At 75.7% G+C, this 24,864-nt stretch carries 21 protein-coding genes and 1 tRNA gene; 13 read left to right on the top strand and 9 right to left on the bottom strand.

Annotated elements, in window-relative coordinates; all coding sequences use genetic code 11:
* Positions 1-79: 79 nt before the first annotated feature.
* Positions 80-1,018, top strand: coding sequence for an ABC transporter ATP-binding protein (locus tag ACFVXN_RS10230; protein ID WP_389231292.1), 939 nt, complete (start codon positions 80-82; stop codon positions 1,016-1,018).
* Positions 1,015-2,142 (top strand): ABC transporter permease, encoded by a 1,128-nt coding sequence (locus tag ACFVXN_RS10225; RefSeq protein WP_389231289.1) that lies wholly within the window; start codon positions 1,015-1,017, stop codon positions 2,140-2,142. The genes ACFVXN_RS10230 and ACFVXN_RS10225 overlap by 4 nt, the downstream gene beginning before the upstream one ends.
* Before the next feature lie 109 nt (positions 2,143-2,251).
* On the opposite strand, the gene ACFVXN_RS10220 is transcribed toward ACFVXN_RS10225, so the two are convergent.
* Together ACFVXN_RS10220 and ACFVXN_RS10215 are read right to left on the bottom strand one after the other, a co-directional pair.
* The gene (locus ACFVXN_RS10220; protein WP_389231286.1) at positions 2,252-2,782 is read right to left on the bottom strand and encodes a MarR family winged helix-turn-helix transcriptional regulator; all 531 of its coding nucleotides are present in this window, start codon (positions 2,780-2,782) and stop codon (positions 2,252-2,254) included.
* A gap of 10 nt (positions 2,783-2,792) precedes the next feature.
* Positions 2,793-3,470: a TetR/AcrR family transcriptional regulator gene (locus ACFVXN_RS10215; RefSeq protein ID WP_389232577.1), complete on the bottom strand. Its 678-nt coding sequence runs from the start codon at positions 3,468-3,470 to the stop codon at positions 2,793-2,795.
* A 144-nt stretch (positions 3,471-3,614) separates the two neighbouring features.
* Here ACFVXN_RS10215 and ACFVXN_RS10210 point away from each other — a divergent pair.
* The 3 genes from ACFVXN_RS10210 (at position 3,615) to lepB (ending at position 5,427) form a co-directional block, all read left to right on the top strand.
* A tRNA-Gln gene (locus tag ACFVXN_RS10210) sits at positions 3,615-3,686 on the top strand.
* 132 nt (positions 3,687-3,818) lie between these two features.
* Complete coding sequence (locus tag ACFVXN_RS10205; RefSeq protein WP_389231283.1) at positions 3,819-4,388, top strand: M15 family metallopeptidase; 570 nt, start codon at positions 3,819-3,821, stop codon at positions 4,386-4,388.
* 283 nt (positions 4,389-4,671) lie between these two features.
* Positions 4,672-5,427, top strand: coding sequence for a signal peptidase I (lepB, locus tag ACFVXN_RS10200; RefSeq protein WP_389231281.1), 756 nt, complete (start codon positions 4,672-4,674; stop codon positions 5,425-5,427).
* A gap of 43 nt (positions 5,428-5,470) precedes the next feature.
* Here lepB and ACFVXN_RS10195 read toward each other — a convergent pair whose 3' ends face one another.
* Positions 5,471-5,881 carry a VOC family protein gene (locus ACFVXN_RS10195; protein ID WP_389231278.1) on the bottom strand — a complete coding sequence of 137 codons (411 nt, stop codon included), beginning with the start codon at positions 5,879-5,881 and terminating at the stop codon, positions 5,471-5,473.
* A 198-nt stretch (positions 5,882-6,079) separates the two neighbouring features.
* On the opposite strand from ACFVXN_RS10195, the gene glmU reads away from it, so the two are divergent.
* The 8 genes from glmU to ACFVXN_RS10155 all read left to right on the top strand — a co-directional run bounded on the left by glmU (position 6,080) and on the right by ACFVXN_RS10155 (position 16,516).
* A complete protein-coding gene (glmU, locus tag ACFVXN_RS10190; RefSeq protein WP_389231275.1) occupies positions 6,080-7,735 on the top strand; it encodes a bifunctional UDP-N-acetylglucosamine diphosphorylase/glucosamine-1-phosphate N-acetyltransferase GlmU in 1,656 nt (551 codons plus the stop codon).
* Positions 7,732-8,715, top strand: a complete 984-nt coding sequence (locus ACFVXN_RS10185) for a ribose-phosphate diphosphokinase (RefSeq protein WP_389231272.1) — start codon at positions 7,732-7,734, stop codon at positions 8,713-8,715. Before glmU ends, ACFVXN_RS10185 begins: the two co-directional genes overlap by 4 nt.
* Positions 8,716-9,144: 429 nt before the next feature.
* Positions 9,145-9,741: a 50S ribosomal protein L25/general stress protein Ctc gene (locus ACFVXN_RS10180; protein ID WP_389231269.1), complete on the top strand. Its 597-nt coding sequence runs from the start codon at positions 9,145-9,147 to the stop codon at positions 9,739-9,741.
* 136 nt (positions 9,742-9,877) lie between these two features.
* On the top strand, positions 9,878-10,501 hold the full coding sequence (pth, locus tag ACFVXN_RS10175; protein WP_389231266.1) for an aminoacyl-tRNA hydrolase: 624 nt from the start codon (positions 9,878-9,880) through the stop codon (positions 10,499-10,501).
* Between the two features lie 241 nt (positions 10,502-10,742).
* Positions 10,743-12,302: a sugar transferase gene (locus tag ACFVXN_RS10170; RefSeq protein ID WP_389231263.1), complete on the top strand. Its 1,560-nt coding sequence runs from the start codon at positions 10,743-10,745 to the stop codon at positions 12,300-12,302.
* Positions 12,289-13,494, top strand: coding sequence for a glycosyltransferase (locus tag ACFVXN_RS10165; protein ID WP_389231260.1), 1,206 nt, complete (start codon positions 12,289-12,291; stop codon positions 13,492-13,494). The genes ACFVXN_RS10170 and ACFVXN_RS10165 overlap by 14 nt, the downstream gene beginning before the upstream one ends.
* Positions 13,491-15,344 (top strand): Wzz/FepE/Etk N-terminal domain-containing protein, encoded by a 1,854-nt coding sequence (locus ACFVXN_RS10160; RefSeq protein ID WP_389231257.1) that lies wholly within the window; start codon positions 13,491-13,493, stop codon positions 15,342-15,344. Before ACFVXN_RS10165 ends, ACFVXN_RS10160 begins: the two co-directional genes overlap by 4 nt.
* Positions 15,341-16,516, top strand: coding sequence for a glycosyltransferase (locus ACFVXN_RS10155; RefSeq protein WP_389231254.1), 1,176 nt, complete (start codon positions 15,341-15,343; stop codon positions 16,514-16,516). The genes ACFVXN_RS10160 and ACFVXN_RS10155 overlap by 4 nt, the downstream gene beginning before the upstream one ends.
* Positions 16,517-16,687: 171 nt before the next feature.
* Here ACFVXN_RS10155 and ACFVXN_RS10150 read toward each other — a convergent pair whose 3' ends face one another.
* The 6 genes from ACFVXN_RS10150 to ACFVXN_RS10125 are packed head-to-tail and all read right to left on the bottom strand — an operon-like array spanning position 16,688 to position 24,835.
* On the bottom strand, positions 16,688-17,881 hold the full coding sequence (locus ACFVXN_RS10150; RefSeq protein ID WP_389231251.1) for a glycosyltransferase: 1,194 nt from the start codon (positions 17,879-17,881) through the stop codon (positions 16,688-16,690).
* On the bottom strand, positions 17,878-18,939 hold the full coding sequence (locus tag ACFVXN_RS10145; protein WP_389231248.1) for a glycosyltransferase family 4 protein: 1,062 nt from the start codon (positions 18,937-18,939) through the stop codon (positions 17,878-17,880). The genes ACFVXN_RS10150 and ACFVXN_RS10145 overlap by 4 nt, the downstream gene beginning before the upstream one ends.
* Entirely contained in the window at positions 18,936-20,501 is a 1,566-nt protein-coding gene (locus tag ACFVXN_RS10140) for an O-antigen ligase family protein (RefSeq protein WP_389231245.1), read from the bottom strand. Before ACFVXN_RS10140 ends, ACFVXN_RS10145 begins: the two co-directional genes overlap by 4 nt.
* Complete coding sequence (locus ACFVXN_RS10135; protein ID WP_389231242.1) at positions 20,498-22,684, bottom strand: glycosyltransferase; 2,187 nt, start codon at positions 22,682-22,684, stop codon at positions 20,498-20,500. The genes ACFVXN_RS10140 and ACFVXN_RS10135 overlap by 4 nt, the downstream gene beginning before the upstream one ends.
* 52 nt (positions 22,685-22,736) lie before the next feature.
* Positions 22,737-23,951 carry a glycosyltransferase family 4 protein gene (locus ACFVXN_RS10130; protein WP_389231239.1) on the bottom strand — a complete coding sequence of 405 codons (1,215 nt, stop codon included), beginning with the start codon at positions 23,949-23,951 and terminating at the stop codon, positions 22,737-22,739.
* Positions 23,948-24,835 (bottom strand): glycosyltransferase family 2 protein, encoded by an 888-nt coding sequence (locus ACFVXN_RS10125; protein ID WP_389231236.1) that lies wholly within the window; start codon positions 24,833-24,835, stop codon positions 23,948-23,950. Before ACFVXN_RS10125 ends, ACFVXN_RS10130 begins: the two co-directional genes overlap by 4 nt.
* Positions 24,836-24,864: the final 29 nt, after the last annotated feature.

Here is a 24,864-nt window from a genome sequence, read left to right as displayed (position 1 = left end):
GTGCCGGTGGGGGCGGGGCTCCTAGCGTTGACCCCGTCGGACGGACCACCGCCGACGACGAGACGACACGGGAGACGACATGCTGCAGCTCGACGGCATCCACCGGTCCTTCGGGGACCGCCTGGTGCTGGACGACGTGGGCTTCTCGGTGGAGCGGGGCAAGCTCACCGGGTTCGTCGGCGGCAACGGCGCCGGCAAGACCACGACGATGCGCATCCTGCTCGGCGTGCTCACGCCGGACTCCGGGACGGTCACCATCGACGGCCGGCCCCTCGGCCACGACGAGCGCCGGGCGTTCGGCTACATGCCGGAGGAGCGCGGCCTCTACCCCAAGATGCACGTGCTCGACCAGATCACCTACCTCGCGCGGCTGCACGGCTACGACCGCCGCGCCGCCGCCGAGCGGGCCCGCGACATCCTCGAGCGCCTCGGCCTCGGCGAGCGCCTGACCAGCCCGGTCGACGACCTGTCCCTCGGCAACCAGCAGCGCGCGCAGATCGCCGCCGCGCTGGTCCACGAGCCCGAGGTGCTGATCCTCGACGAGCCGTTCTCCGGCCTCGACCCGATGGCCGTCGACGTCGTGCTGGGCGTCCTGTCCGAGCACGCCGCCCGCGGGGTGCCCGTGCTGTTCTCGTCCCACCAGCTCGACGTGGTGGAGCGGCTCTGCGACGACGTCGTCGTCATCGCCGGCGGGAAGATCCGCGCGGCGGGGGAGAAGGAGGCGCTGCGCCGGCGGTACGCCGAGCCCCGCTACGAGATCACCTCGTCCGGGGACATGGGCTGGCTGCGCACCGAGCCCGGCGTGCAGGTCGTCGAGTTCGACGGCGGCTACGCCCTGTTCGACGCCGACGAGGCCACCGCCCAGCGCGTGCTGCGCGCCGCCCTGGACGCCGCGCCCGTGCAGCAGTTCGCCCCGGTGCAGCCGCGGCTCGCGGAGATCTTCCGCGACATCGTCCGCGACGAGCAGCGCCACGACGAGGAGCCCGCCGCCGCGCGGACGAAGGAGACGGTCCGATGAGCACGCCCACCCCGCGCCCGCGCCCCGCCGCCCCCGGCGGCGTGCAGAGCACCCTCATGGTCGCCGAGCGCGAGATCATGACGCAGGCCCGCAGCAAGTCGTTCCTCATCTCGACGGCCGTGCTGCTGGTCCTCGTCCTCGCCGGCATCGTGCTGACCTCCGTGCTGGGCGACCGGCTCCGCGGCGGCGACACCAAGGTCGCGGTCGTCCCCGCCACCGCGTCGGTGATCGCCGACGTCGACGGGCTCGAGGCGGTCGACGCCGCCGACGACGCCGCCGCCCGCGCCCTCGTCGAGTCGGAGGAGGTCACCGCCGCGGTCCTGCCCGACGACGACGCGGACAACCCGCTCGGCGTCGTGGTCGTCTGCCTCGACTCCGCCCCCGACGGCGTGCTGCAGGCGCTCGCGGTGACCCCGCCCGTCGAGCTGCTCGACGACACCGGCACCTCGGCCGGCCTGCGCTACATCGTGTCGTTCGTGTTCGGCATCGCGTTCTTCATGGCTGCGATGACGTTCGGCAGCACCATCGCCCAGAACACCGTGCAGGAGAAGCAGTCCCGCATCGTCGAGATCCTGCTGTCCACGGTGTCCCCGCGGGCGCTGCTCGGCGGCAAGATCCTCGGCAACACGGTGCTCGCCGTCGGCCAGATCGCGGCCATCGCCGCGGTCGCCGTCATCGGCCTCGTGGTCACCGGCCAGGACGACCTGCTGGGCCTCGTGGGGGCGCCGGTGGCCTGGTTCGTGCTGTTCTTCCTCGTCGGTTTCGTGCTGCTGGCGGCGCTGTTCGCCTCCGCCGCGTCGCTCGTGTCCCGCGTCGAGGACACCGGTCCGGTGCTGACCCCCGTGATGATGCTCGTGATGATCCCGTACTTCGGCGTCATCTTCTTCAACGACAACAGCCTGGTGCTGACGATCATGTCGTACGTGCCGTTCAGCGCCCCGGTCGGGATGCCGGTACGGCTGTTCCTCGGCGAGGCGTCCTGGTGGGAGCCGCTGGTGTCCCTGGTGATCCTCGGCGCGACGGCCGTCGGCGTCACCGCGGTCGGCGCGCGCATCTACTCCCGGTCGGTGCTGCGCACCGGCCGCCGGGTCAAGCTCTCCGAGGCCCTGGCCAAGGCGGCCTGACCCGCACCACGCACCCGCGCCCACTCCGCGCCCACCGCGCTGACGAGAGGTCACGACACGCGGCCCGGACCCGCTCCGGTCCGGCGTGTCGTGACCTCTCGTCGTCGGGTCAGGGGGTGTCGAAGGGGGCGACGAGGGTGCGCAGGAGGTCCGCCAGGCGGGTGCGGTCCGGGGCGGGCAGAGACCCGAGCAGGGCGCGCTCGACGTCCAGCAGCGTCGACATCGCCGCGTCCACGCGGGACCTGCCCTCCTCGGTGAGGCTGACCAGCACACCGCGTCGGTCGTCCGGCGACGGCAGCCGCTCCACGAGCGCCCGGGACGCCAGCCGGTCGATGCGGTTCGTCATCGTCCCGCTGGTCACGAGCGTCTGGGTGAGCAGCGCCCCCGGGGACATCCGGTAGGGCGCACCCGCGCGGCGCAGCGCCGACAGCACGTCGAACTCCCACGGCTCCAGCCCGTGCCGCGCGAACGCCTGCCGCCGCGCGAGGTCCAGGTGCCGCGACAACCGGGTCACCCGGGACAGCACCGACAGCGGCGCGACGTCCAGGTCCGGGCGCTCCCGGGCCCACGCCTCGACGATCCGGTCGACCTCGTCCCGGGCCGGCGACGCGGTCGGGCGCGGGGGGACGGCGGCGGACATGCGGGCGAGGCTACTCGACGCCCGGGGTCGGCTCCCCGGCCGGGCCGCCGACCGCCTCGGTGTCGGTCCGCGCGGCGCGGCGCTTCGTCGGCGGCGCGGTCGTCAGCCGGGGGCGGCGCTCCATGCCGGACAGGCCGTTCCACGCCAGGTTCACCAGGGCTGCCGCGACGTCCGCCTTCTTCGGGCTGCGGGCGTCGAGCCAGTGCTGGCCGGTGAGCGCGACCATGCCGACCAGCATCTGCGCGTAGATCGGCGCCGTGCGGGGGTCGAGGTGCTGCTTCTTGAACTGCTCGGCCAGCAGGTGCTCGACCTGGGTGGCGACGTCGCCGATCAGGCTGGAGAACGTGCCCGTGGCCTGCGCGACCGGCGAGTCGCGGACGAGGATCCGGAACCCGTCCTCGGAGTCCTCGATGTACCCGAGCAGCGCGAGCGCCGAGCGCTCGACCATGACCTTCGGGTGCCCGCCCTCGTCCAGCGCGGCGGACAGGGCGTCGGTCAGCGCGAGGATCTCCCGGTCGACGACGACCGCGTAGATGCCCTCCTTCCCGCCGAAGTGCTCGTACACGACCGGCTTGGACACCTCCGCCCGGGACGCGATCTCCTCGACGGACGTCTGCTCGAAGCCCTTCTCGGCGAACAGCCGGCGGCTCACGTCCAGCAGCTGCTCGCGGCGCTGGTGGGCCGTCATGCGGGCTCGCGTCGTGCGCGGCGCGCGGCGGGGCTCGGGACTCATCGGGCCATCCTCTCAGGCGCGACGCCGGAGCAGGGGGCGACGGCGGGTCGGCGCCTGGCAGACTGGCTCACCGACGCGGTCCGGTGCGCCGGGACGCGGTCCGCCCTGGTGTAACGGCAGCACACAGGCCTTTGGTGCCTTGAGGTCCGGGTTCGAATCCTGGGGGCGGAGCCGGTGACGCCGGCCGTGGGCGCGACCGACCGGAGGACCACCCCGACCGCCGTCCCGTGGTCGGACCCGGCCGCCGCGGAGTCCGGCCCTGGTCGGACGACGGGCGCCGCCGCCCCGCGGTGTGCTGGACGCATGGACCCCGACCGCCCCCACCCCCGCCCGCTGTCCGCGCCCGCCCGTGCCCTCCTCGGTGCCCTCGGGGTGCTGGTCGTCGCGGGCGCCGTCCTCCTGGTGCCGCAGGTGCGCGCGGCGGTCGGCGTGCCGCCCTCGGGCCTACCGGGTCTCCCTGCTGCCTCCGGGACGCCGGCCACCGACGCGTCCCCCGCCACGGGGCTGCACCCCGACCTCGCGGACCGGTTCAACGCGGCGCAGGCCGCGGCGGCCGCCGACGGCGTCGACCTGCGCCTCGTGTCGGGGTGGCGCTCCGCGCAGGAGCAGCAGCGGCTCGTCGAGGAGGCGCTGGCGCGGTACGGCGACCCCGCGGAGGCGCACCGCTGGGTGCTGCCCCCGGAGCACTCCGCGCACGTGCAGGGGCTCGCCGTCGACGTGGGGGCGGCCGACGGGATCGCGTGGCTCCAGGAGCACGGGCTCGAGCACGGCCTGTGCCGGACCTACGCGAACGAGGCGTGGCACTTCGAGATGCTCCCCGACGGCGCCGCGAGCTGCCCCGCCCCGCTCCCCGACGCGTCCTGGGCCTGGTGAGGCCGGCTCAGCCCACGAACACGCAGAACGGGTGCCCGTCGGGGTCGGCCTACCTCCGTGCATCACCGAGCAGTCCTGCACCGCACTACTCAGTCGGATTCCCATCACGGACCCGTGGGCGGTCCACGACCACGCAGTGACACCGCTCGACCACTCACCGGAGTCGTCGTCGCGCGGCTGCGGGCCTACGCGTCAGAGTCGTCGCTCTAGCGTGGCCGGGTGCTCGACCGAGCACGCCCTGTGGCACGCCCGGGGCCCGCCCTCAGTCCCGGAAGGCTCCCGCGTGGCACTCAGGTCTCCGTTCCGACGATCACGAGCGGGCTCGTCCGTCGTGCCGGGCGACGGGCAGTCGGACGCCCGGCGCGGGCCCCGGGGGAACGGCGTTGCGTTCGTCCGGGAGGTCGCCGTCATCCTGATCAGCGCCCTCGTGATGTCGCTGGTCGTGAAGACGTTCCTCGCCCAGGCGTTCGTCATCCCGAGCGCGTCCATGCGGGACACGCTGCGCGAGGGTGACCGGGTGCTCGTGAACAAGCTCGTGCGCGGGCTGGTCGACCTCCGGCGCGGCGACGTCGTCGTCTTCTCCGACCCGGGGGGCTGGTTGCCCGACGGGGAGGCGACGCCGACGAACGCGGTCCAGGCGGCGCTGATCGCGGTCGGCTTGCTGCCACAGCCGTCGGAGGACCACCTCATCAAGCGGGTGATCGCCCTGCCCGGCGACCGCGTGGTCTCCTCGGGCCGCGGCGACCCGCTCACCGTGAACGGCGTCGGGATCGACGAGTCGTCGTACACGGCGCCGGGATCGAGCCCCAGCAGCGTCGCCTTCGACGTGGTGGTTCCCGAGGGCTCTCTGTGGGTGATGGGGGACAACCGTCAGCAGTCCTCCGACTCGACGTACCACCTCCTCGATGCCGGGGGTGGGGCGATCCCCGTCGACACCGTCGTGGGCAGGGCGTTCCTGACGGTCTGGCCCGCGGACCGGCTCGGCGTGCTCGACCGGCACGCCGACGTGTACGCGGACGTGCCGGAGGCGCAGAGATGACGAGTCGAGCCGTGAGGCCCACGAGCGGCGGTGGGTGATCTGCTCAGCCCACGAACACGCAGAACGGGTGCCCGTCGGGGTCGGCGTAGACGTACAGCGGCTCGTCGGGGTCGTCGCGCCGGTCGAGCAGCAGCCGGGCGCCGAGGCCCAGCACCCAGGGGTGCACGGCGTCGAGGGTCGCGGCGTCCGGGACCGTCATGTCGAGGTGCAGCTGCTGCGGCACGGTCGGGTCGGGCCAGGTCGGCGGCGTGATCTGCGGCACCTTCTGGAACGCCAGCGGCCAGCGCCCGTCGCCGTGCAGCACGAGCCAGTCGTCGCCGTCCGGGTCGATCGCCTCGTCGCCGTCCCGGTACCGCAGGCCCAGCAGCTCGCGGTAGAACTCGGCCAGCCGGCGCGGGTCCGTGGTGTCGAGCACCGTCTGGACCAGCCGGGGCCGTGCGGGGGTCGTCGTCACGTCGTCCTCCTCGCCGCGTCGCGGGGCGCGGTCGACCGGCCCCGTCGTCGTCGCCATCGTCACCCCGGACCTCGCCCCCGGCGACCCGGACCGCGACGAGCGGGGCCCGCGCGGCGGTAGAGTGCCGGAGCACGACGTCCCCGCCCTGTCCGCCCCACGGGCGCACCGGGCAGACCTCTTCCGAGGGAGCACCCCCAGGTGACCACCCCCCGACCCGCTGCGGTCATCGTCCTCGCCGCAGGTGAGGGCACCCGGATGCGATCGGCCACACCCAAGGTCCTGCACACCCTCGCGGGCCGCTCCATGCTCGGCCACGCGCTGGCCGCCGCGCAGGCGCTGGACCCGCGACGCACCGCCGTCGTCGTCCGGCACGAGCGCGAGCAGGTGGCGGCGCACGCCCGCGAGCTGCTGCCGCAGGTGCTGGTCGCCGACCAGGACGACGTCCCGGGCACCGGCCGCGCCGTGCAGTGCGCGCTGAACGTGCTGGACGCCGCCGCGCAGGCCGAGGTCGCCTCCGCGGACGACGGCCAGGGCGACGCCGGCTCCGCCGCGGGCGTCCTCGTCGAGGGCCCGGTCGTGGTCCTCGCGGGCGACATCCCGCTGCTGGACGGCGAGACGCTCGGCGAGCTGCTCGCCGCGCACGCCGCCGACGGCAACGCCGTGACCGTCCTGACCACCGAGGTCGCGGAGCCGACCGGCTACGGCCGGATCCTGCGCGCGACCGAGGGCCCGGAGGCGGGCGACGTGCTCGGCATCGTGGAGGAGAAGGACGCGACCGACGCCCAGCGCGCGATCGCCGAGATCAACTCCTCCGTCTACGTCTTCGACGCCGCCGTGCTCCGGGGGGCGTTCGGCCGCCTGGGCCGGGACAACGCGCAGGGCGAGGTCTACCTGACCGACGTGCTGGCGATCGCCCGCGGCGACGGCGGCCGGGTGCGCGCGCTGCGCACCGACGACCCCGTCCTGGTCGAGGGCGTCAACGACCGCGCGCAGCTCGCGGTCCTGCGCGCGGAGCTGAACCGCCGCGTGCTGGACGGCTGGATGCGCGCCGGCGTCACGGTCGTCGACCCCGCGACCACGTGGGTCGACGTCGAGGTCGAGCTCGCGCAGGACGTCACGCTGCTGCCGGGCACGCAGCTGCTCGGGGCCACCGCGGTGGCGAGCGGCGCGACCGTCGGCCCCGACACCACGCTCCAGGACGTCGAGGTCCACGAGGGCGCGACGGTGATCCGCACGCACGGCTCGCTGGCCGTGATCGGCGCGGGCGCCACCGTCGGACCGTTCGCCTACCTGCGCCCCGGCACGGTGCTCGGGGAGCGCGGCAAGATCGGCACGTTCGTCGAGACGAAGAACGCCGAGATCGGCGCCGGGTCGAAGGTCCCGCACCTGTCCTACGTGGGCGACGCGACCATCGGCGAGGAGACGAACATCGGCGCGGCCAGCGTGTTCGTCAACTACGACGGCGTCCGCAAGCACCGCACGACCATCGGCTCGTACGCCCGCACCGGCTCGGACAACATGTTCGTCGCCCCGGTGGTCGTCGGTGACGGCGCGTACACCGGCGCGGGCTCCGTGATCCGGCACGACGTCCCCGCGGGTGCCCTGGCGGTCAGCGCCGGCGCCCAGCGGAACATCGAGGGCTGGGTCGCCCGGTCCCGCCCGGGGACGCCGGCCGCCGAGGCCGCCGCGCGCGCCCGCGACGAGCACGCCGACCTGTCCCCGCAGGCCCGCGCCGAGCGCGAGCGCGCCGGGCAGGCCGCGGGCACCGGCGCACCGAAGCCGCCACCGGACCTGCCGGACCACCCGGCACCGCTGCCCGACGCCCAGCCCAGCACGGAGGACACCGCACGATGACCGGGATCGTCTCGCAGGACGGTGAGAAGCGCCTCGTCCTCGTCTCGGGCCGCGCGCACCCCGAGCTCGCCGCCGCCGTGGCCAAGAGCCTCGACATCGACCTGCTGCCCACCACGGCCTACGACTTCGCCAACGGCGAGATCTACGTGCGGTTCGCGGAGTCCGTGCGCGGTGCGGACGTCTTCGTGCTGCAGAGCCACGCGGCGCCGATCAACCAGTGGCTGATGGAGCAGTTCCTCATGGTGGACGCGCTCAAGCGCGCCTCCGCGAAGACCATCACCGTGATCGCCCCGTTCTACGGCTACGCCCGCCAGGACAAGAAGCACCGCGGTCGCGAGCCGATCTCGGCCCGCCTGATGGCGGACCTGTTCAAGACCGCCGGCGCGGACCGCCTGATGAGCGTTGACCTGCACGCCGCGCAGATCCAGGGCTTCTTCGACGGCCCGGTCGACCACCTGTGGGCGATGCCGATCCTCACGGACTACGTGCGGACCCGCGTCGACGTGCAGAACGTCACCGTCGTGTCGCCCGACGCCGGCCGCATCCGCGTGGCCGAGCTGTGGGCGCAGAAGCTCGGCGGCGGCCCGCTGGCGTTCGTGCACAAGTCGCGCGACATCCGCCAGCCGAACAAGACCGTCGCGAACCGCGTCGTCGGCGACGTCGAGGGCCGCACCTGCGTGCTCGTCGACGACCTGATCGACACCGCGGGGACGATCACCGGCGCCGTGCGCGTGCTGCACGAGGCCGGCGCGAAGGACGTCATCGTGGCGGCGACGCACGGCGTGCTGTCCGACCCCGCGACGGACCGGCTGCAGCAGTGCGGGGCCCGCGAGGTCATCGTCACGGACACGCTGCCGATCCCCGAGGAGCACCGGTTCGAGAAGCTGACGGTGCTGTCGATCGCGCCGCTGATCGCCCGCGCGATCCGCGAGGTGTTCGACGACGGCTCGGTGACCAGCCTGTTCGACGGCCAGTCCTGACGCCCGCAGCCTGACGACCGAGGCCCGCCACCCCACCCGGGGCGGCGGGCCTCGCTCGTCGGGCGGCCCTCCCGTCCCCGCCCCGCCCCGCCCGCCCCGCCCTTCCTCTCGCCGAGATAGGTCCGTCGCGCCGAGACAGGGCGTCCGGGCGCCCTGTCTCGGCCGGACAGTCCTATCTCGGTGGGGGTGGCGGGGCGGGGTGGCGGGGCGCCGCGCGGTGCGGGTGCGGGAGGCGGGTGGTTTCGTCTGGGTGCCGGGCGCCGCTATCATGGGGAAGTTGCCTCGGCGAGGGATGTCGGACGGCCACCGGAGAGCTTCGGCGGACGCTCCGCTCCGTGATCGACAGGGTGGAACGCCTCCGCGTGCCCGTCCAGCGCCCCGCGTCGAGGCCACCACCGTCGCCACCGCCCTCACACCTGGGAGTCACCCGTGTCCGAGATCCAGCTCGCCGCCACCGCCCGCACCGAGTTCGGCAAGGGCGCCGCCCGCCGCCTGCGTCGCGCCCACCAGATCCCCGCCGTCCTGTACGGGCACGGCACGGACCCGGTGCACGTCGCCCTCCCGGGCCACGAGACCATGCTGGCCCTCAAGGGCGCCTCGAACGCGCTGTTCGAGATCCAGGTCGACGGCAAGCCGGTCCTGGCCCTGGCCAAGGACGTCCAGAAGGACCCGGTCAAGAACGTCATCGAGCACCTCGACCTGCTCATCGTGAACCGCGGCGAGAAGGTCTCCGTCGAGGTCCCCGTCGTCGTCGTGGGCGAGTCGGCCCCCGGCACGATCCACATCGTCGAGATCCAGACGCTGTCCCTCGAGGCCGAGGCGACGCACCTGCCGCAGAACGTCGAGGTCTCCATCGAGGGTCTCGAGGCCGGCACCGCGATCACCGCCGGTGAGATCACCCTGCCGTCCGGCTCCGTGCTGGAGGGCGACGCCGAGCAGGTCATCGTCACCGTCACGGTCCCGAGCGTCTCCGCCGAGGACCGCGCCGCCGACGAGGCCGAGGCCGAGGCCGCCGCCGCGGAGTGATCCGACCGGCGCGTCCCGCGGGCGCGCCGACCCTGCTGGGACGCCCGGTACCGTGCGACGGTGCCGGGCGTCCTGCTTCCCGGACGGACGACCGGTCCGCCCGTGACGGCGGTCCGACGAGAGGAGCTGCGCCGCGATGAGCGAGGGGCGCTGGTTGGTGGTCGGCCTGGGGAACCCGGGCCCGCAGTACGTGGGGAACCGGCACAACGTCGGGCAGATGGTGCTGGACGAGCTGGCCCGGCGCGCGGGTGCGTCGTTCTCGGCGAAGGGCGGCGGCGTGCTGTCCCGGCGTCCGCAGGCGGCGACCGCCGAGGTGCGGATCGGCACCGGTCCGGGCGGGGTGCCGGGTCCGCGGGGGGTGCTCGCGAAGCCGTCGACGTACATGAACACGTCGGGCGGCCCGGTCGCGGCGCTCGCGCGGTACTACGACGTCCCGCCGGAGCGCGTCGTGATGGTGCACGACGAGCTGGACATCCCGTTCGGGGAGATCCGGCTCAAGCTCGGCGGCGGTGAGGGCGGGCACAACGGCCTGCGCGACACGACCAAGGCGCTCGGCACCAAGGACTACCTGCGGGTCCGGGTCGGCGTCGGGCGGCCTCCGGGCCGGATGGACGCGGCGGACTTCGTGCTGCGGGACTTCGCCAAGCCGGAGCAGAAGGACCTGCCCTGGCTGCTCGACGCGGCCGCCGACGCGGTCGAGCTGCTGGTCACCGAGGGGCTGGAGAAGGCCCAGCTGCGGTTCCACACCCGCACGCCCTGACGCGCTCCGCGCCAGCCCCACCGAGGTCGCCCCTGCCGGCCGAGGTCGCCCCGTCCCGGGGCCGACCTCGGCCCGTGGGGGCGACCTCGTCGCGTGTCCGCGGACGTCCCCGCACGTCAGCGTGACCCGGCTCCGCCATATGGGTGTGAAAGGGGTGAAAACGGACAGATGGGGCGGACTAGGACAAACCCGCTGATATAGCCTCAACTCACACCAACGAGGCCGCCCAGGGGGACCCAGCATGAGCCTGCTCGACGATCACGACGTGTCGCGCTCCACCGAGCGCACCGTCGCGGCCGCGGCGGAGTCCCCGGCGGAGCACGAGAGTGCCGAACGCCGCCGGTCCGCCCGCGGCCCCCGGCTGTCCTGGGCCTCCGACCGGCCGTTCTACGAGCCCCGCGGCACCGCGGCGCCGTCCGGCTGGCGCAGCCAGCACACCGCCTACCAGGTGGAGACGCTCGCCCGGGACATCGTCCTGGCGACCAGCATCCCGACGCTCCTGCTGTTCCTGATGCACGGGGTCTCGCTGCTCCAGCTGTCCTGGGGGCTGCTCATCGGCCTGGTGTTCGTCGCGTTCATCGCGGTCGAACGCGGCTACGACCGCCAGGTGATCGGCGACGGGCACCTCGAGTTCGAGGCCGTGATCCGCGGCGGCGTGCTCACCGCCGCCGCGCTCGCGGTGTTCGCCGTCGGCGCCGACGTCGACGTGCCGCGCACCATCGTGTTCCTCGCGCTGCCGCTGGTGGTGCTCGTGCTGATCGTCGCGCGGCACCTCGCGCGGCGGGCCCTGCACCGCCGCCGCGCCGCGGGGGAGTCCATGCGCCGGACGCTCGTCGTCGGCGACGCGTCCTCGATCACCCACGTGGTCGACGACCTCAGCGGGCTGCCCCAGCACGGCTACCACATCGCCGGTGTCTGCGTGCCGTCGTTCGACGGGGCGCTGCCCCCGATCGGCGTGCCGGTGCTCGGCACGGTCTCGGACGTCGTGCAGGTCGCGGTCGACGGGGAGTTCGACGTCGTGATCGTCACCGGCTCCGAGCTGTCCGGCCAGGCGCTGCGCCGGCTGTCCTGGGCCCTGCAGCGCACCCGCACCGAGCTGGTCGTCGCCCCCGGCATCGTCGAGGTCTTCGGTCCGCGCGTCACGCTGGAGCCGACCGCCGGGCTGTCGCTGATCCACGTCAACGCGGCCGAGTCGCGCCGCTCGCGGATCGTGATGAAGGAGGCGTTCGACAAGACGTTCGCCCTCGGCGCGCTGCTGCTGCTCGCCCCGGTGCTCGCCGGGATCGCCCTCGCCGTGAAGCTCACCAGCCCCGGGCCGGTGCTGTTCCGCCAGACGCGGGTCGGCAAGGAGGGCGAGGAGTTCTCCATGCTGAAGTTCCGGTCGATGGTCGTCGACGCCGAGGAGCGGCTCGCCGCCCTGCGCGCCGCGAACCAGGCCGACGGCCCGCTGTTCAAGATGGACCGCGACCCCCGTATCACGCGCATCGGGCACGTCCTGCGCAAGCACTCCCTGGACGAGCTCCCGCAGCTCATCAACGTGCTGCGCGGCGACATGGCGCTCGTCGGACCCCGCCCGCCGCTGCCGTTCGAGGTCGCCCAGTACCGGGAGTCCGCCCGCCGCCGCCTGCTCGTGAAGCCGGGCCTGACGGGGCTGTGGCAGATCAGCGGCCGCGCGGACCTCGCGTGGGAGGAGGCCGTGAAGCTCGACCTCCGCTACGTCGAGAACTGGTCGATCGCGTTCGACCTGATGATCCTGTGGCGGACGGTGCACGTGGTCGTGAGCGGGCATGGCGGTCGCTGACGGGGTCGCGCTGGCGCACGACTACGCCACGCAGCGGGGCGGCGCCGAGCGCGTCGCCCTGGTGATGGCCGACGCGTTCCCCGGCGCACCCCTCTACACGACGCTCTACGACCCCGCGGGCACGTTCCCGGAGTTCGGGCCGCTCGACGTCCGGACCAGCCCGCTCGACCGGGTGGGGCTGCTGCGCCGGCACCACCGGCTCGCGCTGCCCCTGCTCGCGCCCGCCGTGCGGGCCACCCCGATCGACGCCGAGGTCGTCCTCGCGTCCTCCACCGGCTGGGCGCACGGCTTCCCGACCACCGGCCGCAAGGTCGTGTACTGCCACGCCCCGGCCCGCTGGCTCTACCAGACCGACCGGTACCTCGGGCCGGCACGCGCCGGCTCCGGCTCCCGCGCGGGCGACGCCCAGCGGTGGGTCGCGGCGCGCGCCCTCGGGCTGCTGGCCCCGGGCCTGCGCCGCTGGGACCGCCGTGCCGCCGCGACGGCCGACCGGTACCTCGCCAACTCGACCGTGACCGCCCGCGCGATCCGGGACGTCTACGGCATCGAGGCGGAGATCCTGCCCCCGCCGCCCGCCATGCTCCCGGCGGGCGAGGAGACCGCGGTCGAGGGCGTCGAGCCGGGCTTCCTGCTCTGCGTCGCCCGGCTGCTGCCCTACAAGAACGTCGACGTCGTCGTCGAGGCCGTCCGGCGCACTCCAGGTGCCCGGCTGGTCGTCGTCGGCGACGGCCCGGAGCGCGCCGCGCTCGAGCACCTCGTCCGGGACCTGCCCCGGGTCCGCCTGGTCGGCCGGGTCGACGACGCGCGCCTGCGCTGGCTCTACCGGAACAGCGCCGCCCTCGTCGCCGCGTCCTACGAGGACTACGGCCTGTCCCCGCTGGAGGCCGCTGCCTTCGGCCGCCCGTCCGTCGTGCTGCGCGACGGCGGGTACCTCGACACCGTCCGCGACGGCGTCACCGGGGAGTTCTTCGACGCCCCCGAGCCCGACCTGGTGGCCGAGGCCGCCGGGCGCGCGCTGGCCCGCCCCTGGGACCCCCGGGTGCTGACCGACCACGCCCACGACTTCGCCGCGGAGCGGTTCGTCGCCCGGCTGCACACGATCGCGCGCGAGGAGCGCGCGGTCGCCCGTGGAGCCGCCGGCGGCGACGCCCCCCGGCCCGAGCCCGTCCCTTCCGAAAGGCGCCCCCGATGACCCTGCAGGAGATGTTCCGGACCATCTGGTTCGGCAAGTGGCTGGTCGTGGTGTCCGTGCTCGCGGCGCTGGGCGGCGCGTACCTGTACGCCTCCGGTCAGGAGCCTGAGTACGCCAGCGAGACCGTCGTGCAGCTCGTGGACGCCGAGACCCTCGGCGCCGCGGGCGTCCGGCTCGAGAGCGACCCGAGCCTCATCACCGGCGACGCGGTGACCGAGGCCGCCGCCGACGACCTGGGGGACGCCGACCTGGCCGGGCAGCTGGCCGGGCGCACGTCCGCCGAGTACGTCACGGACAGCCCGACCAACGTCGTCATCACCGAGACGGGCCTGGACCCGCAGGACGTGGTCGACCACGCGAACGCCGTCGCCACCGCCTACGTGGCCGCCCTGCAGGCGCAGTTCGACGACGACCTCGCCTCGATGCAGGAGCGCCTGGACACCCTCGCGACCAGCATCGACGGCCAGCAGAAGGCCATCACCGAGGCGCGCCGGGCCGCCGCCGCCGCGTCCGTCGCCGCGAACCCGAACGCCCAGGTCGACCCCGTCGACGGTCTGCTCGAGGCGCAGTACTCGACCACGATGGACCAGTACCAGACGCTGTCGGGCCAGCTCACCCAGGCCCAGCTGCTCGCGTCGCCGGCCACCATCCTGCAGAACGCCGTGCACGCGTCGCTGATCAGCGTCCCCGCGACCCTGATCTACGCGGTCGCGCTGCTCGCCGGCCTGCTCGTCGGCATCGGCCTCGCCGTGCTGCGTCGCGGCCTGGACACCAAGGTCCGCACCGCCGGGGCCGCTCGCCGCAGCGCCGGCGCCCCGGTCCTCGCCCGCCTGACCGGCACCGCCGCGGCGCTGCGGTCCTCCGAGGCCGAGGGCACCCTGCCCGTCGCCCGCCGCGAGGCCACCGCGTACACCCGGTCGATCCGGGAGCTGCGCACCGCGCTCCAGGCCGCGGTCGAGAACGACTCCGGCAGCGCCGTGATCGTCGTGACCGCCGCCGACGTCGAGACCCCGCGGTCGTTCGTCGCCGCCAACCTCGCCGCGTCGTGGGCGCTGTCCGGGCGGTCCGTGGTCGTGCTCTCCGGCGACCTGCGCCAGCCCCGGCTGAACGCCCTGCTGCCCGCGTCGGCCGACGCGCCGGTGCGGACCGGCCGCGGCTCCGGCCGGCAGCGCACCGCCGCCGTGCCCACCGCGATCCCGCACCTGTCGGTGCACCCGGCCCTGCAGACCGAGCTCGACCCCGCCGACTTCCTCGCCAGCGACGAGGTCCGCGCCCTGATCGAGCAGCTGCGTGCCACCGCGGACGTCGTCATCATCGACGCGCCGCCGATGCTGGTCGCCGCCGACGCGACGATCCTCGGGTCCTACGCCGACGGCGTGCTGCTCGCCGTCACCGTCGGGCACACCCCGATGGGTGCGGTCGAGGAGTCCGCCGAGCGGCTCCGCGCCGCGAACGCCGCGCTGCTGGGGCTGTCGCTCGACGGCGTCACCGAGCGTCGCCAGGTCACCTACGAGGCGACGTACGCGTACGCCGGCGCCGACGAGGTCGCGGCTGACGCGGCCGCCGACGCCCCGGCGGGGGACGCGGGCCGGGACGGCGAGACCGGGACGACCGCCGACGCCGCGGCGGACGGCACGACGACCGCCGACGGGCCCGCCGGGGACGCGCAGGCCGATCCGGTCGTCGCCGGGGCCGGGGCCGACGACGAGCCCGCCGCGCCCGATGCGTCCGGCACCGAGGACCACCCGACCGACGGGGACGAGGACGCCGACACCCCCGACGACGCCGACGAGCAGGACGCCGAGCGCACCGCGAAGGGCCGCGCGCCGGTCGCCGTCGAGTCCGCGTGACCCGTCCGGTGCGGGTGGTCGTCCTCGACCACACCGCGCAGCCCGGGGGCGCGGAGCTCGCGCTGCTGCGGACCTGCGCGGCGCTGGACCCCGCGCGGGTCGAGGTCACCGTGGTGCTGTTCGCCGACGGGCCGCTGGCCGACCGGCTCCGGCAGGTCGGCGTGGCGGTGCGGGTCCTGCCGCTGGACGCGCGGATCGCGTCGACCGACCGGGCCGCCGCGGGGCGGTCCGTCGTCGGGGCCGTGCGGTCGGTGGCGGCGACGGTGCCGTTCGTCGTCCGGCTCTCGGGGCTGCTGCGGTCGATCGGGCCCGACGTCGTGCACACCACGTCGCTCAAGGCGGACCTGATCGGGCTGCCCGCGGCCGCGCTCGCGCGCATCCCGCTGGTCTGGCACGTGCACGACCGGATCGCCGAGGACTACCTGCCCGCACCGGTCGCGCGGGTGCTGCGGGTGCTCGCCCGCCGGGGGCCGCGGCACGTGGTGGTCAACTCCCGCGCGACCGCCCGCACGCTGCTGCCGCTGCCGCGCGGCTGGACGCTCGCGTACCCCGGCCTGGCGCCGGAGCAGGTCGCCGCCGACCCCGACGCGCGCCCGGTGTCGCCGACTCCCGTGGTCGGGCTCGTCGGGCGGATCAGCCCGACCAAGGGGCAGCTGGTGCTCGTCGAGGCCGCAGCGCTGCTCGCCGACCGGTTCCCCGACGCGCGGTTCCGGATCGTGGGCGCCGCGCTGTTCACCGAGCAGGCGTACGCGGACGCGGTCGTCGCCCGGGTCGCCGCGCTGGGTCTGACCGACCGGGTGGAGCTCACCGGCTTCGCCGACGACCCGGCCGCCGCGATGGACGCCCTGTCCGTGCTCGTGCACGCGTCGCCGGTCCCGGAGCCGTTCGGGCAGGTCGTCGTCGAGGGGATGGCCCGTGGCGTGCCCGTCGTCGCGACGTCCGGCGGCGGGGTCGACGAGATCGCGACCGCCCCCGACGGCACGGCGCGCTGCCTGCTGGTGCCCCCGGACGACCCCGCGGCGCTCGCCGAGGCGATCGCGCGCGTCCTGGACGAGACCGCGGAGTCCGCCGCCCGCGCCCGCCGCGCCTGGGCCGACGTCCGCCGCGAGTACGCGATCGCCACCACCGCCGCCCGCCTCACGGCGGTCTGGCGCGCCACCGCCCGCCGCTGACCCACACCCGCCCCTGACGTCGAGAGGTCACGACACGCTGGTCTCGAGGCCCTGCGGCCAGCGTGTCGTGACCTCTCGTCGCGCTCGGGAGCGCAGGGAGCGGGGTGCGGGGGAGCGGGTGCGGGGGAGCGGGGCGGGGCGGTGGAGCGCGGGGCGGTCGCGCGGTGCGGGTCAGCGGGTGGCGCGGACGCGGGCGAGGACCGCGGCCATCTCCTGGACGCGGTCCGACCAGCGGGGGACGTCCGCCGGGGCGGGGCCGACGCCCGCGGGGCGGGGTTCGGCGAGGACGCGGACGACGGCGTCGGCGAGGTTCTGGGCCGAGGCGGTGGTGACGCGGTCGGCGGGCTGGTCGCGGAAGCCGGCGACCGGCGTGGACACGACGGGGCGGCCGACGGCCAGGTACTCGTAGAGCTTGATCGGGTCGAGCGAGTCGGTGAACTCGTCGACCACGTGCGGCACGACCAGCGCGCCGGCGTGCTGGAGGTAGCCCGGCACGAGCGCGGCGGGGCGCGCGCCGAGCAGCAGGGCGCCGGCGGCCTCGAGGCGGGTGACGTCGAGGGCGTCCAGCAGCGGCGGACCGACGAGCACCAGCCGGGCGCCGGTGGCCCGCAGGTGCGTCGCGAGCCGCAGGCAGGCGTCGACGTCGAGACGGTCGGGGTGCAGGGTGCCGACGTAGACGGCGTAGTCCTCGTCGGGCAGGTCCGCGGGGCGCGGCACGGGTGTCCGGTAGGCGTCGACGTCGACCGCGTTCGTGAGCAGCGTGACCGGCCGAGCGGCGCCCTTGGTGCGCGCGAGCGTCGGGGAGCAGACGACCACCTCGGCGCAGCGCTCGACGAGCACCTGCTCGGCGGCGCGGACGCGCTCGTGCTCGGCGGGTTCGCGGACGGCCTGGAGCCAGTCGTCGGTGACGTCGTACAGCGCCCGCCAACCGGTCGCCCGGAGCACCGCGGCGCCGTCGGGGTCGTTGACCCACAGCACCGGGTCGGCCATGCCGAGCCGCCGGGCGACCCGGGCCACGCCGCGGGCGCGCCGGTCGTCGCCGGCGGGGTCGAGGCGCCGGGGCAGCCACTTGGTGGGGCGGTACGCCCACGCGCGGCCCTCGGGGGCGCCGTCGTCGGGGCCGAGTCGGCGCAGCCGTCGCCCGAGGGTGGGCGACGCGCCGCGCCGCAGGTCGTGCAGGTGGTCGACGGGCGGCTCGACGAACAGCACGCGCAGCGACGGGTCGGTGGCGAGCAGCCCGGCGACCAGGTGCTGGTTGCGGCGCCACACCTCGTCCCAGGGCTCGAGCGACAGCACGACGAGGTCGCGCCGCAGGTCGTCGTCGCGCCCGGCCGGCGGGACGGTCTCGCGGGTCACGGCGCTCATCGCGGCACCACGTCGGCGGCGGGGGCCAGCGGGGCGCCGAGCGCCGCGGCGTAGACGGCGGCGATCCCGTCGGCGTGGGTGTCGAGGTCGAACCGGTGGGCCTGGACCGCGCGCAGCTCCTCGCCGTACGCGGCGCGGCGCTCGGGGTCGCGGGCCAGCGCGGCGAGGGCGGCCCCGGCGGCGGCCACGTCGTCCGGCGGCACGAGCACGGCTCCGTCGGCGGCCCCGACCGTCTCGCTGTGCCCGCCGCCGCGGCCGGCGACCACGGGGGTGCCGTGCGCCATCGCCTCGACGACGGACAGGCCGTAGGGCTCGTCGCCGCGGGGTGCGAAGAAGATCGACGCCGAGGACAGCAGCGCGTCCATGTCGGAGCGGGCGCCGAGGAACCGGGTCGCGTGCGCGACACCCAGCTCGGCGGCGAGGGCCTCCAGCTCGGCGGCCAGCGCGCCGGTGCCGGCCAGGTGCAGCTCCCACCCGGCGTCCGCGAGCCCGGAGGCGGCCCACATCCGCAGCGCGACGTCGGTGCGCTTCTCGGCCTCGAGCCGCTGGGCCATCAGCACGACCGGGCGGCGCGGCGTCCCGACGCCGGACTCGGTCGCGCGCGGCACGGTCGGCACACCGGGGTGCACGACGGTCGACGCGCCCTCGACGCGGCCTGCGACGAACGCGCTGATCGCGACCTGCGCGGCGAGCCGCGGGGAGATGTACCGCCCGACCGCCCGGCCGACGACGGACGACCCGCGCCGGTCGGCGAAGTGCCGGGTCGCGACCACGGGCGCGCGTGCGGCGGTCACCGCGGCGAGCTCCGCTGCGGTCATGTGCGCGTGCACGAGGCGGGTGTCGAGCCGGCGCAGCGCGGCGGCGGCCCGCAGCGGGGTGGGCGCGGCGGCCCAGCGGACGCCGGACCCGGCGAGCTCGGCGGGCATCCGGTCGGCGCTGCCGCCGAGCACGTGCACGCGCAGGCCGCGGGCGTCCTGGGTGCGGGCGAGGGTGGTGACGTAGCGCTCCACGCCGGCGAAGGCGTCGGTGCAGACCACGTGGACGACGTCGAGGGTCACGCGGGCTCCTTGTGGCCGATCGGCAGGGGGGCGCGTCGCCGGCGCAGCCGCTCGGGCAGCAGGTGGCGGGCGCGCCGGGCGCGGCGGCCGGCGGGGCTGTCGGCGGGGCCGGGGTCCCGCCGGGTGACCGGGGCGGGCGCGACCGCGCGGGGCAGCCCGTCCTCGTCGGCCCCGGAGCGGCGCGCGTGGGCCTGGGCGCCGAGGCAGATGCCCGCGACGACGAACGGGATGGACACCTGGGCGGCCACCCAGAACAGGTCGAACTGCCCCTGCACGAACCGCATCAGCACCATGACGAACGCGAGCGTGCCGAACCGCGCGTCGACCCGCCAGAGCACGACGAGCACCGCGAGGAACATCACCAGGAACCCGACCAGGCCGACGATGCCGCCGGAGGACAGCATCTCGAACTCGGCGTTCGGGGGCTGGAAGCTCTCGGCGAACCGGTCCGTGTACCACCAGCGCAGGCCGGCGCCGAACCACGGGTACTGCTCCCAGATCTGGATGGACTGCGCGAACCAGGTCAGGCGCTGGTAGGCCGAGTTGTACTGGTCGCCGGACTCGAGCTGGTCCTGGACCAGCGAGCCGACGATGACGGCCGCGCCGGCGATGGCCACGAGGACGACCTTGGAGCGGTGCCGGTGCGGGTCGGGCCGCAGCGCGACCACGGCGATCGCGACGGCGAGGCCGATCAGCGCCTGCCGGGACTGGGCGGCGAGGATGCCGACCAGGAACAGCCCGAACAGCGCGAGGCAGACCAGGTCGTTCCAGCGCAGCCAGCGCGGCCGGGTGTAGACGATGATCGCGGCGAACGCGAGGACGCAGCCGATGTAGTTCTTGTGCATCAGCAGCGGCTCGTTCAGGTACACCGGCCCGGTGTTGCCCTGGGACAGGTTCACCGCGAGCTGGGCGAGGGTGAACAGCGCCACCACGACCGCGCCGGCGACGAACAGCCCGAGGGCGATCCGTGCGTGCCCCGCGGCGCCGATGGCCCAGCCGACGAGCAGCGCGCCGCCGACGAGCAGCCACGAGTGGAACCACTCGACGACGTTGGCGGCGTACGGGTTCGCGATCACGGTGAACAGGACGGTGGCCTGGTAGAACGCCGACGCCCACAGCACGTTGCGCATCGCGGGGGTCATCGGCCGCCGGGCGAACAGCAGCGCCGGCCAGAACCCCGCGAACAGCACGAAGTCCGACAGCGACAGCGCGCCGCCGACCCGGTTCACCAGCAGCAGCAGCGGCATCCCGAGGACGGGCAGCGCCAGCGGCTCGCGCATGGTCAGGCCGATGACCAGCACGCCGAGGCCGACGCCGAGCGTGAGGTACGGGTTCACGGAGGTGACGAGTGCGAGCACCACGCCGACCGCGAGCAGCCCGCCGCCGAGCAGCACCCGGGTGCGGGTGGATCCACCCGGGACGCGCTCCAGCACGCCGGGGCCGACGGCCAGCCGGTGCGGGCCGACGCCGGGGGCCAGGTCGGCGGTCGCGGGGGCGCCCGGGCCGGTGGGGGTGGCCGGGTCGGCGGGGGCGCTCGGGTCGGCCGGGGTGGTGGTGGTCATGCCGCGGCCTCCCGCCGGTCGGGTCCGGGAGAGCTGTCGGGTCCGGTCGAGCCGTCGGGTCCGACCGGGCGGCCGGGCGCGGCCGCACGGTCCGCGGCGGCGTGGGCCGCCCGGGGCCGGCGCGGGTCGCCGAGGGCGGCCTCGGCGCGCAGCGGGCCGCGCAGGTACAGGGCGAGCCGCAGCCGCGCGCTGCGCCCGCGGTCGCCGGGCAGCGCGGCGCGCGGGACGCTGCCGAGCAGCACCGCGGCGCGGGCCGACGCCCAGCCGGCGGCGCCGTGGTGGGCGCGGAAGTACCGCTCCTGGCCGGCGTGGAAGTACGTCTCGCGGCGCACCGGGTCGCTGCTGGTGCCGCCGCCGACGTGCCGGGCGAGCACGTGGTCGGCGACCGCGGACCGCCAGCCTGCGTCGAGGGCGCGGCGCTGCCAGTCGGTCTCCTCGGAGTAGAGGAAGTAGTCCTCGTCGAACCCGCCGACGGCGGCCAGCGCCTCGGCGCGCAGCAGCAGCACCGAGCCGATGACGAAGCCGTCCGGAGAGGTCGGCAGCCCGAGGCCGACGGCCTGCCGCCACGCGCCCGCGGGCGTCGGGAACGGCCAGCGCACCCGCGCGAGCTCGCCGTCCTCGTCGACCTGCTCGGGTCCGATCGCGCCGACGTCCGGCTGCTCGTGCAGCCGGGCGTGCAGGGCGCGCACCGCGGGGACGGTCACGCGGGCGTCGGGGTTGAGCAGCAGCACGTCGGCGCCGGGGCGCTGCCGGTCGCGCAGCGCGACGTTCACCGCGGACCCGAAGCCGAGGTTGGCGCCGGGGTCGAGGTAGCGGGCGCCGGCGTCGAGGGCCACGCGCCGCACCTCGTCGTCGCCGGAGTTGTCGACCACGGTGACGGCGAACGTGCCCGCCACGGGCTGGAGCGCGCGGGCGAGCAGCCCGGGCGCCCCGTACGCGACGACGACGACCTCGGGGTCCTGCCCCGCCGAGGTCGCACCATCCCCGCCGAGGTCGCCCCCTGCGAGCGGCGACCTCGGCCAGGACCCCCGACCTCGCGGCCCGTCGGCGGCGCGGGGGCTCGGGCCGGCGGCGACCACCGCGCGGTACATCGCCTCGTACCGCTCCGCGATGGCCGGCCAGGTGTACTCGGCGGCCCGGCGCAGGCCGTCGGCGCGCATCTGCGCGGCCCGGGCGGGGTCGTCCAGGACGACGGCGAGCGCGCGGGCCAGCGCGGCGGCGTCGCCGGGGGGCACGAGGGTGCCGGCGCCGCCGACGACGTCGCGCAGCGCGCCGGAGTCGGAGGCGACCACGGGCACGCCGGCGGCCATCGCCTCGACGGCGACGCGGCCGAACTGCTCGAGCCAGCCGGGGGTCGGCACGGACGGGACCGCGAGGACGTCGAGCGACCGGTAGAACGCGTCGAGCTCGGGGCCGGCGAGGTGGCCGTGGAACGTCACGCGGCCGGCGAGCGCGGGGTCCGCGGCGCGGCGGCGGAGCGCGTCCTCGTGCGGGCCGGCGCCGGCGATCGCGACGTGCAGCCGCGGGTCGGCCTCGGCGGCGTCGAGCAGCACGTCGAGCCCCTTGTGCGGGTGCAGGAGGCGGCCGACGTAGCCGGTGCGCGCGGGGGCGGCCGCACCGACTACGCCGGCGTCCGGGGGGGTCCCGTCGGCGGGACCCGGCTGGGCGGCGGTCTCGACGCCGAGCCCGATGACGTGCGCGGGGGCGGTGAGCCCCTTGGCGCGCAGCACGTCGCCGGCCTCGGCGTTGCAGACGCTGACCGCCCCGGCGCCGCGCAGCGCCCGGCGCTCCCACCACCGGAACGGCGGCGGGTAGCGCTTGGCGATGTTCTGCGCGGAGTACAGGACGTAGGGGGTGCGGACCCGGCGCAGGGCGCGCAGCAGCAGGATCTCGGCGGTGGCGAGCGCCGCGGGCTCCTCGTGGAGGTCGAGGACGTCCCAGGGCTCGCCGAGCGCGCGCCAGATCGGCCGCGGGTCGTAGAGGAACACGTTCGGGTGCCGGCCGACGGTCCGGACGGCGAGGACGTCCTCGCCGGGCTGCGGCTCCAGGTCGACGTCCCGGCCGCCCTCCTCCCAGGTGCGGGCGGAGAGCGTGCGGACGGTCAGGCCGCGGTCGCGCAGGGCGAGCTCGCGACCGCGCCACGCCGTGACGACGGCGCTGTGGGAGATCCGCAGGACACGCATGGGGACCATCGTGCCGTGCACCGTCACAATTCGGACATCTGGGGCAAAAGGTTCACCCGACCGGCCCGGGTGAAACGCCCGCGACCTCGGTGAGCACCGCGTCCAGGCGGCTGCGCGACCAGGCCCAGTCGTGGTCCTGCGCCCAGCGGCGGCACCCGCGCCCGACCGTCCGGCGCAGCGTCTCGTCGTCCGCCAGGGCCTCCAGCGCGGCGGCGAGGTCGGCCGGGTCGTCGGGACGCACGCGCACGCCGGCGTCGCCCATCACCTCGGGGATGCCGCCGATCGCCGAGGCGACCACGGGAACGCCGCTGGCCATCCCCTCCATGACCGTCAGCGCGAACGGCTCGGCCCACCGGGACGGCACGACCACGACGTCGGCCTGCCGGTAGACCTCCGCGACCTCGGCCCGCGGCCGGAACGGCACCAGCCGCACCCGGTCGCCGAGGGCGGCGGCCTTCGCGGCCACCTCGCGCTCGAAGGGCGACGGGGCGGCGCCGGCGTCGAAGTTCTGCGACCCGACCAGCGTCACCTCGACGTCGTCCCGGCCGAGCAGCGCCAGGGCGTCGAGCAGCACGTCGGCGCCCTTGTCCCGGATCATCCGGCCGACGAACGTCACCCGCAGCCGCTCGCCGCGCGCGGGGTCGGCGCGCGGGGCGAACCGGGTGGTGTCGACGCCGTTCGGGACGACGCGCAGCCGGTCGCGCAGCGTCGCCGGCAGGTGGTCGGCGGTCTGCTCGGCGAGCGCGCCGCTGACGCACACCACCGCCGCGACGCCACCGAGCACGCGGTCGGCCTCGCGGGTGGAGTAGGTGCGCAGCAGCAGGTTGTGGGCGTACAGCACCGCCGCGTGCCGCTCGTGCACCAGCGGCACCAGCTGCGGGGCGTTGTGCGCGAGCACGACCCCGGCGGGCCAGGCGTCCTGGTCGGCGACCGTCGGCCGCAGCTCGCGGCGGACGCCGGGGCGGGGGAGCCCGAGCCGGCCGGCCAGCGCGTCCAGGTACCGGTCGGTGGGCCGCGCGGCGGCCTGCGGGTAGCCCACGACGTCGGCGCTCGCGTACCGGTCCGGGTAGGTGCCGTCGGCGACGACCACGCGCGGCCGTGGCGTGGTCCCGGCGGGCAGCACCGCGCACAGGCCGTCGACGACGGTCGGGATGGCCGAGCCGGTGCGCGGGGAGAAGTGGTCCCCGGGCGTCAGGACGTGCACCTCGGGGACGCGCGCCGCCCCGGGCCCGGCGGAGGGGGGCACCGTCGCCTCCGGCAGGCTCATCGCCGCTGGCTCCGCGGCTGCAGGCCGAGGGCGGCCCAGACGTCGGCGGCGGGCCCGCGCCAGCGGGGCAGGGTCCACGCGGCCGGGATCGTCGCCAGCGCGCGCGCCGTCTCGGCGGGGTCGAGCCCGGAGGACAGCACGCCGCGGACCAGCTCGACGCTGACCTTGGTGTGCGGGAACGCGAACCGCACCGACGCCGACGGCGCGTGCCACTGGATCTGCGCCTGGCCCTGCGCGGAGAACTGCTCGGCGTGCCGGCGCTGCAGGAACAGCTGCTCCGGGACCAGCTGGAACGGCCCGCGGCAGGCGAGCTCGGTGAGGATCACCAGGTCGTTGCCGACGGTCGGCCGGATGCCCCGGGTGCTGCGCAGCGCCTCGGTGCGGTGCAGCCCGTAGAACAGGTGCGCCGCCTGGGCCCGCAGGAAGTGCGCCATCCGCTCGTGCGGGGTGGGCTCGTCGCACGCGAGGTCGGCGTCGTTCAGGTCCTCGACGACCACGCCGCCCGCGTCGATGATCTGGGTCCGCGGGTAGACCAGCACGGTGGCGGGGTCGGAGTCGGCGAACACCTCCAGGCAGCGGCGGACGAACGCCGGGCGGCGGATGTCGTCGGCCGCGGCCCAGGTGAAGTAGGGCGTCGTCGCGAGGTCGAGCACGTGGTTGAAGTTCCACCGGCCGCCGCGGTTCTCCTCGTGCCGCACGTAGCGGATCCGGGGGTCCTCGGCGGCGGCCGCCCGGCAGATCTCCTCGGTGGCGTCGGTCGAGCCGTTGTCGGAGATGACGATCTCGACGTCGGGCTCGTCCTGCTCGCGCACGGAGTCGAGGGCGGCGGGCAGGTACTTCTCCCCGTTGTAGACGGGCATGCCCAGCGTGGCGCGGGGGGTCATCGTGCGGTCCCTTCCGGGCGGGGGTGCGG

The organism is Cellulomonas sp. NPDC058312, assembly GCF_042880135.1.
In the GTDB taxonomy this organism is placed as follows: domain Bacteria; phylum Actinomycetota; class Actinomycetes; order Actinomycetales; family Cellulomonadaceae; genus Cellulomonas.
This window is presented reverse-complemented; position numbering and strand designations above follow the sequence as displayed.

Excerpts from the sequence above, each read along its gene's own strand:
- ACFVXN_RS10150 (WP_389231251.1), bottom strand. The coding sequence starts at position 17,881 with ATGAGCGCCGTGACCCGCGAGACCGTCCCGCCGGCCGGGCGCGACGAC.
- ACFVXN_RS10165 (WP_389231260.1), top strand. The coding sequence starts at position 12,289 with ATGGCGGTCGCTGACGGGGTCGCGCTGGCGCACGACTACGCCACGCAG.
- ACFVXN_RS10135 (WP_389231242.1), bottom strand. The coding sequence starts at position 22,684 with ATGCGTGTCCTGCGGATCTCCCACAGCGCCGTCGTCACGGCGTGGCGC.
- ACFVXN_RS10160 (WP_389231257.1), top strand. The coding sequence starts at position 13,491 with ATGACCCTGCAGGAGATGTTCCGGACCATCTGGTTCGGCAAGTGGCTG.
- ACFVXN_RS10185 (WP_389231272.1), top strand. The coding sequence starts at position 7,732 with ATGACCGGGATCGTCTCGCAGGACGGTGAGAAGCGCCTCGTCCTCGTC.
- ACFVXN_RS10170 (WP_389231263.1), top strand. The coding sequence starts at position 10,743 with ATGAGCCTGCTCGACGATCACGACGTGTCGCGCTCCACCGAGCGCACC.
- ACFVXN_RS10140 (WP_389231245.1), bottom strand. The coding sequence starts at position 20,501 with ATGACCACCACCACCCCGGCCGACCCGAGCGCCCCCGCCGACCCGGCC.
- pth (WP_389231266.1), top strand. The coding sequence starts at position 9,878 with ATGAGCGAGGGGCGCTGGTTGGTGGTCGGCCTGGGGAACCCGGGCCCG.
- ACFVXN_RS10130 (WP_389231239.1), bottom strand. The coding sequence starts at position 23,951 with ATGAGCCTGCCGGAGGCGACGGTGCCCCCCTCCGCCGGGCCCGGGGCG.
- ACFVXN_RS10215 (WP_389232577.1), bottom strand. The coding sequence starts at position 3,470 with ATGACGGCCCACCAGCGCCGCGAGCAGCTGCTGGACGTGAGCCGCCGG.
- ACFVXN_RS10125 (WP_389231236.1), bottom strand. The coding sequence starts at position 24,835 with ATGACCCCCCGCGCCACGCTGGGCATGCCCGTCTACAACGGGGAGAAG.
- ACFVXN_RS10220 (WP_389231286.1), bottom strand. The coding sequence starts at position 2,782 with ATGTCCGCCGCCGTCCCCCCGCGCCCGACCGCGTCGCCGGCCCGGGAC.
- ACFVXN_RS10230 (WP_389231292.1), top strand. The coding sequence starts at position 80 with ATGCTGCAGCTCGACGGCATCCACCGGTCCTTCGGGGACCGCCTGGTG.
- ACFVXN_RS10225 (WP_389231289.1), top strand. The coding sequence starts at position 1,015 with ATGAGCACGCCCACCCCGCGCCCGCGCCCCGCCGCCCCCGGCGGCGTG.
- ACFVXN_RS10205 (WP_389231283.1), top strand. The coding sequence starts at position 3,819 with ATGGACCCCGACCGCCCCCACCCCCGCCCGCTGTCCGCGCCCGCCCGT.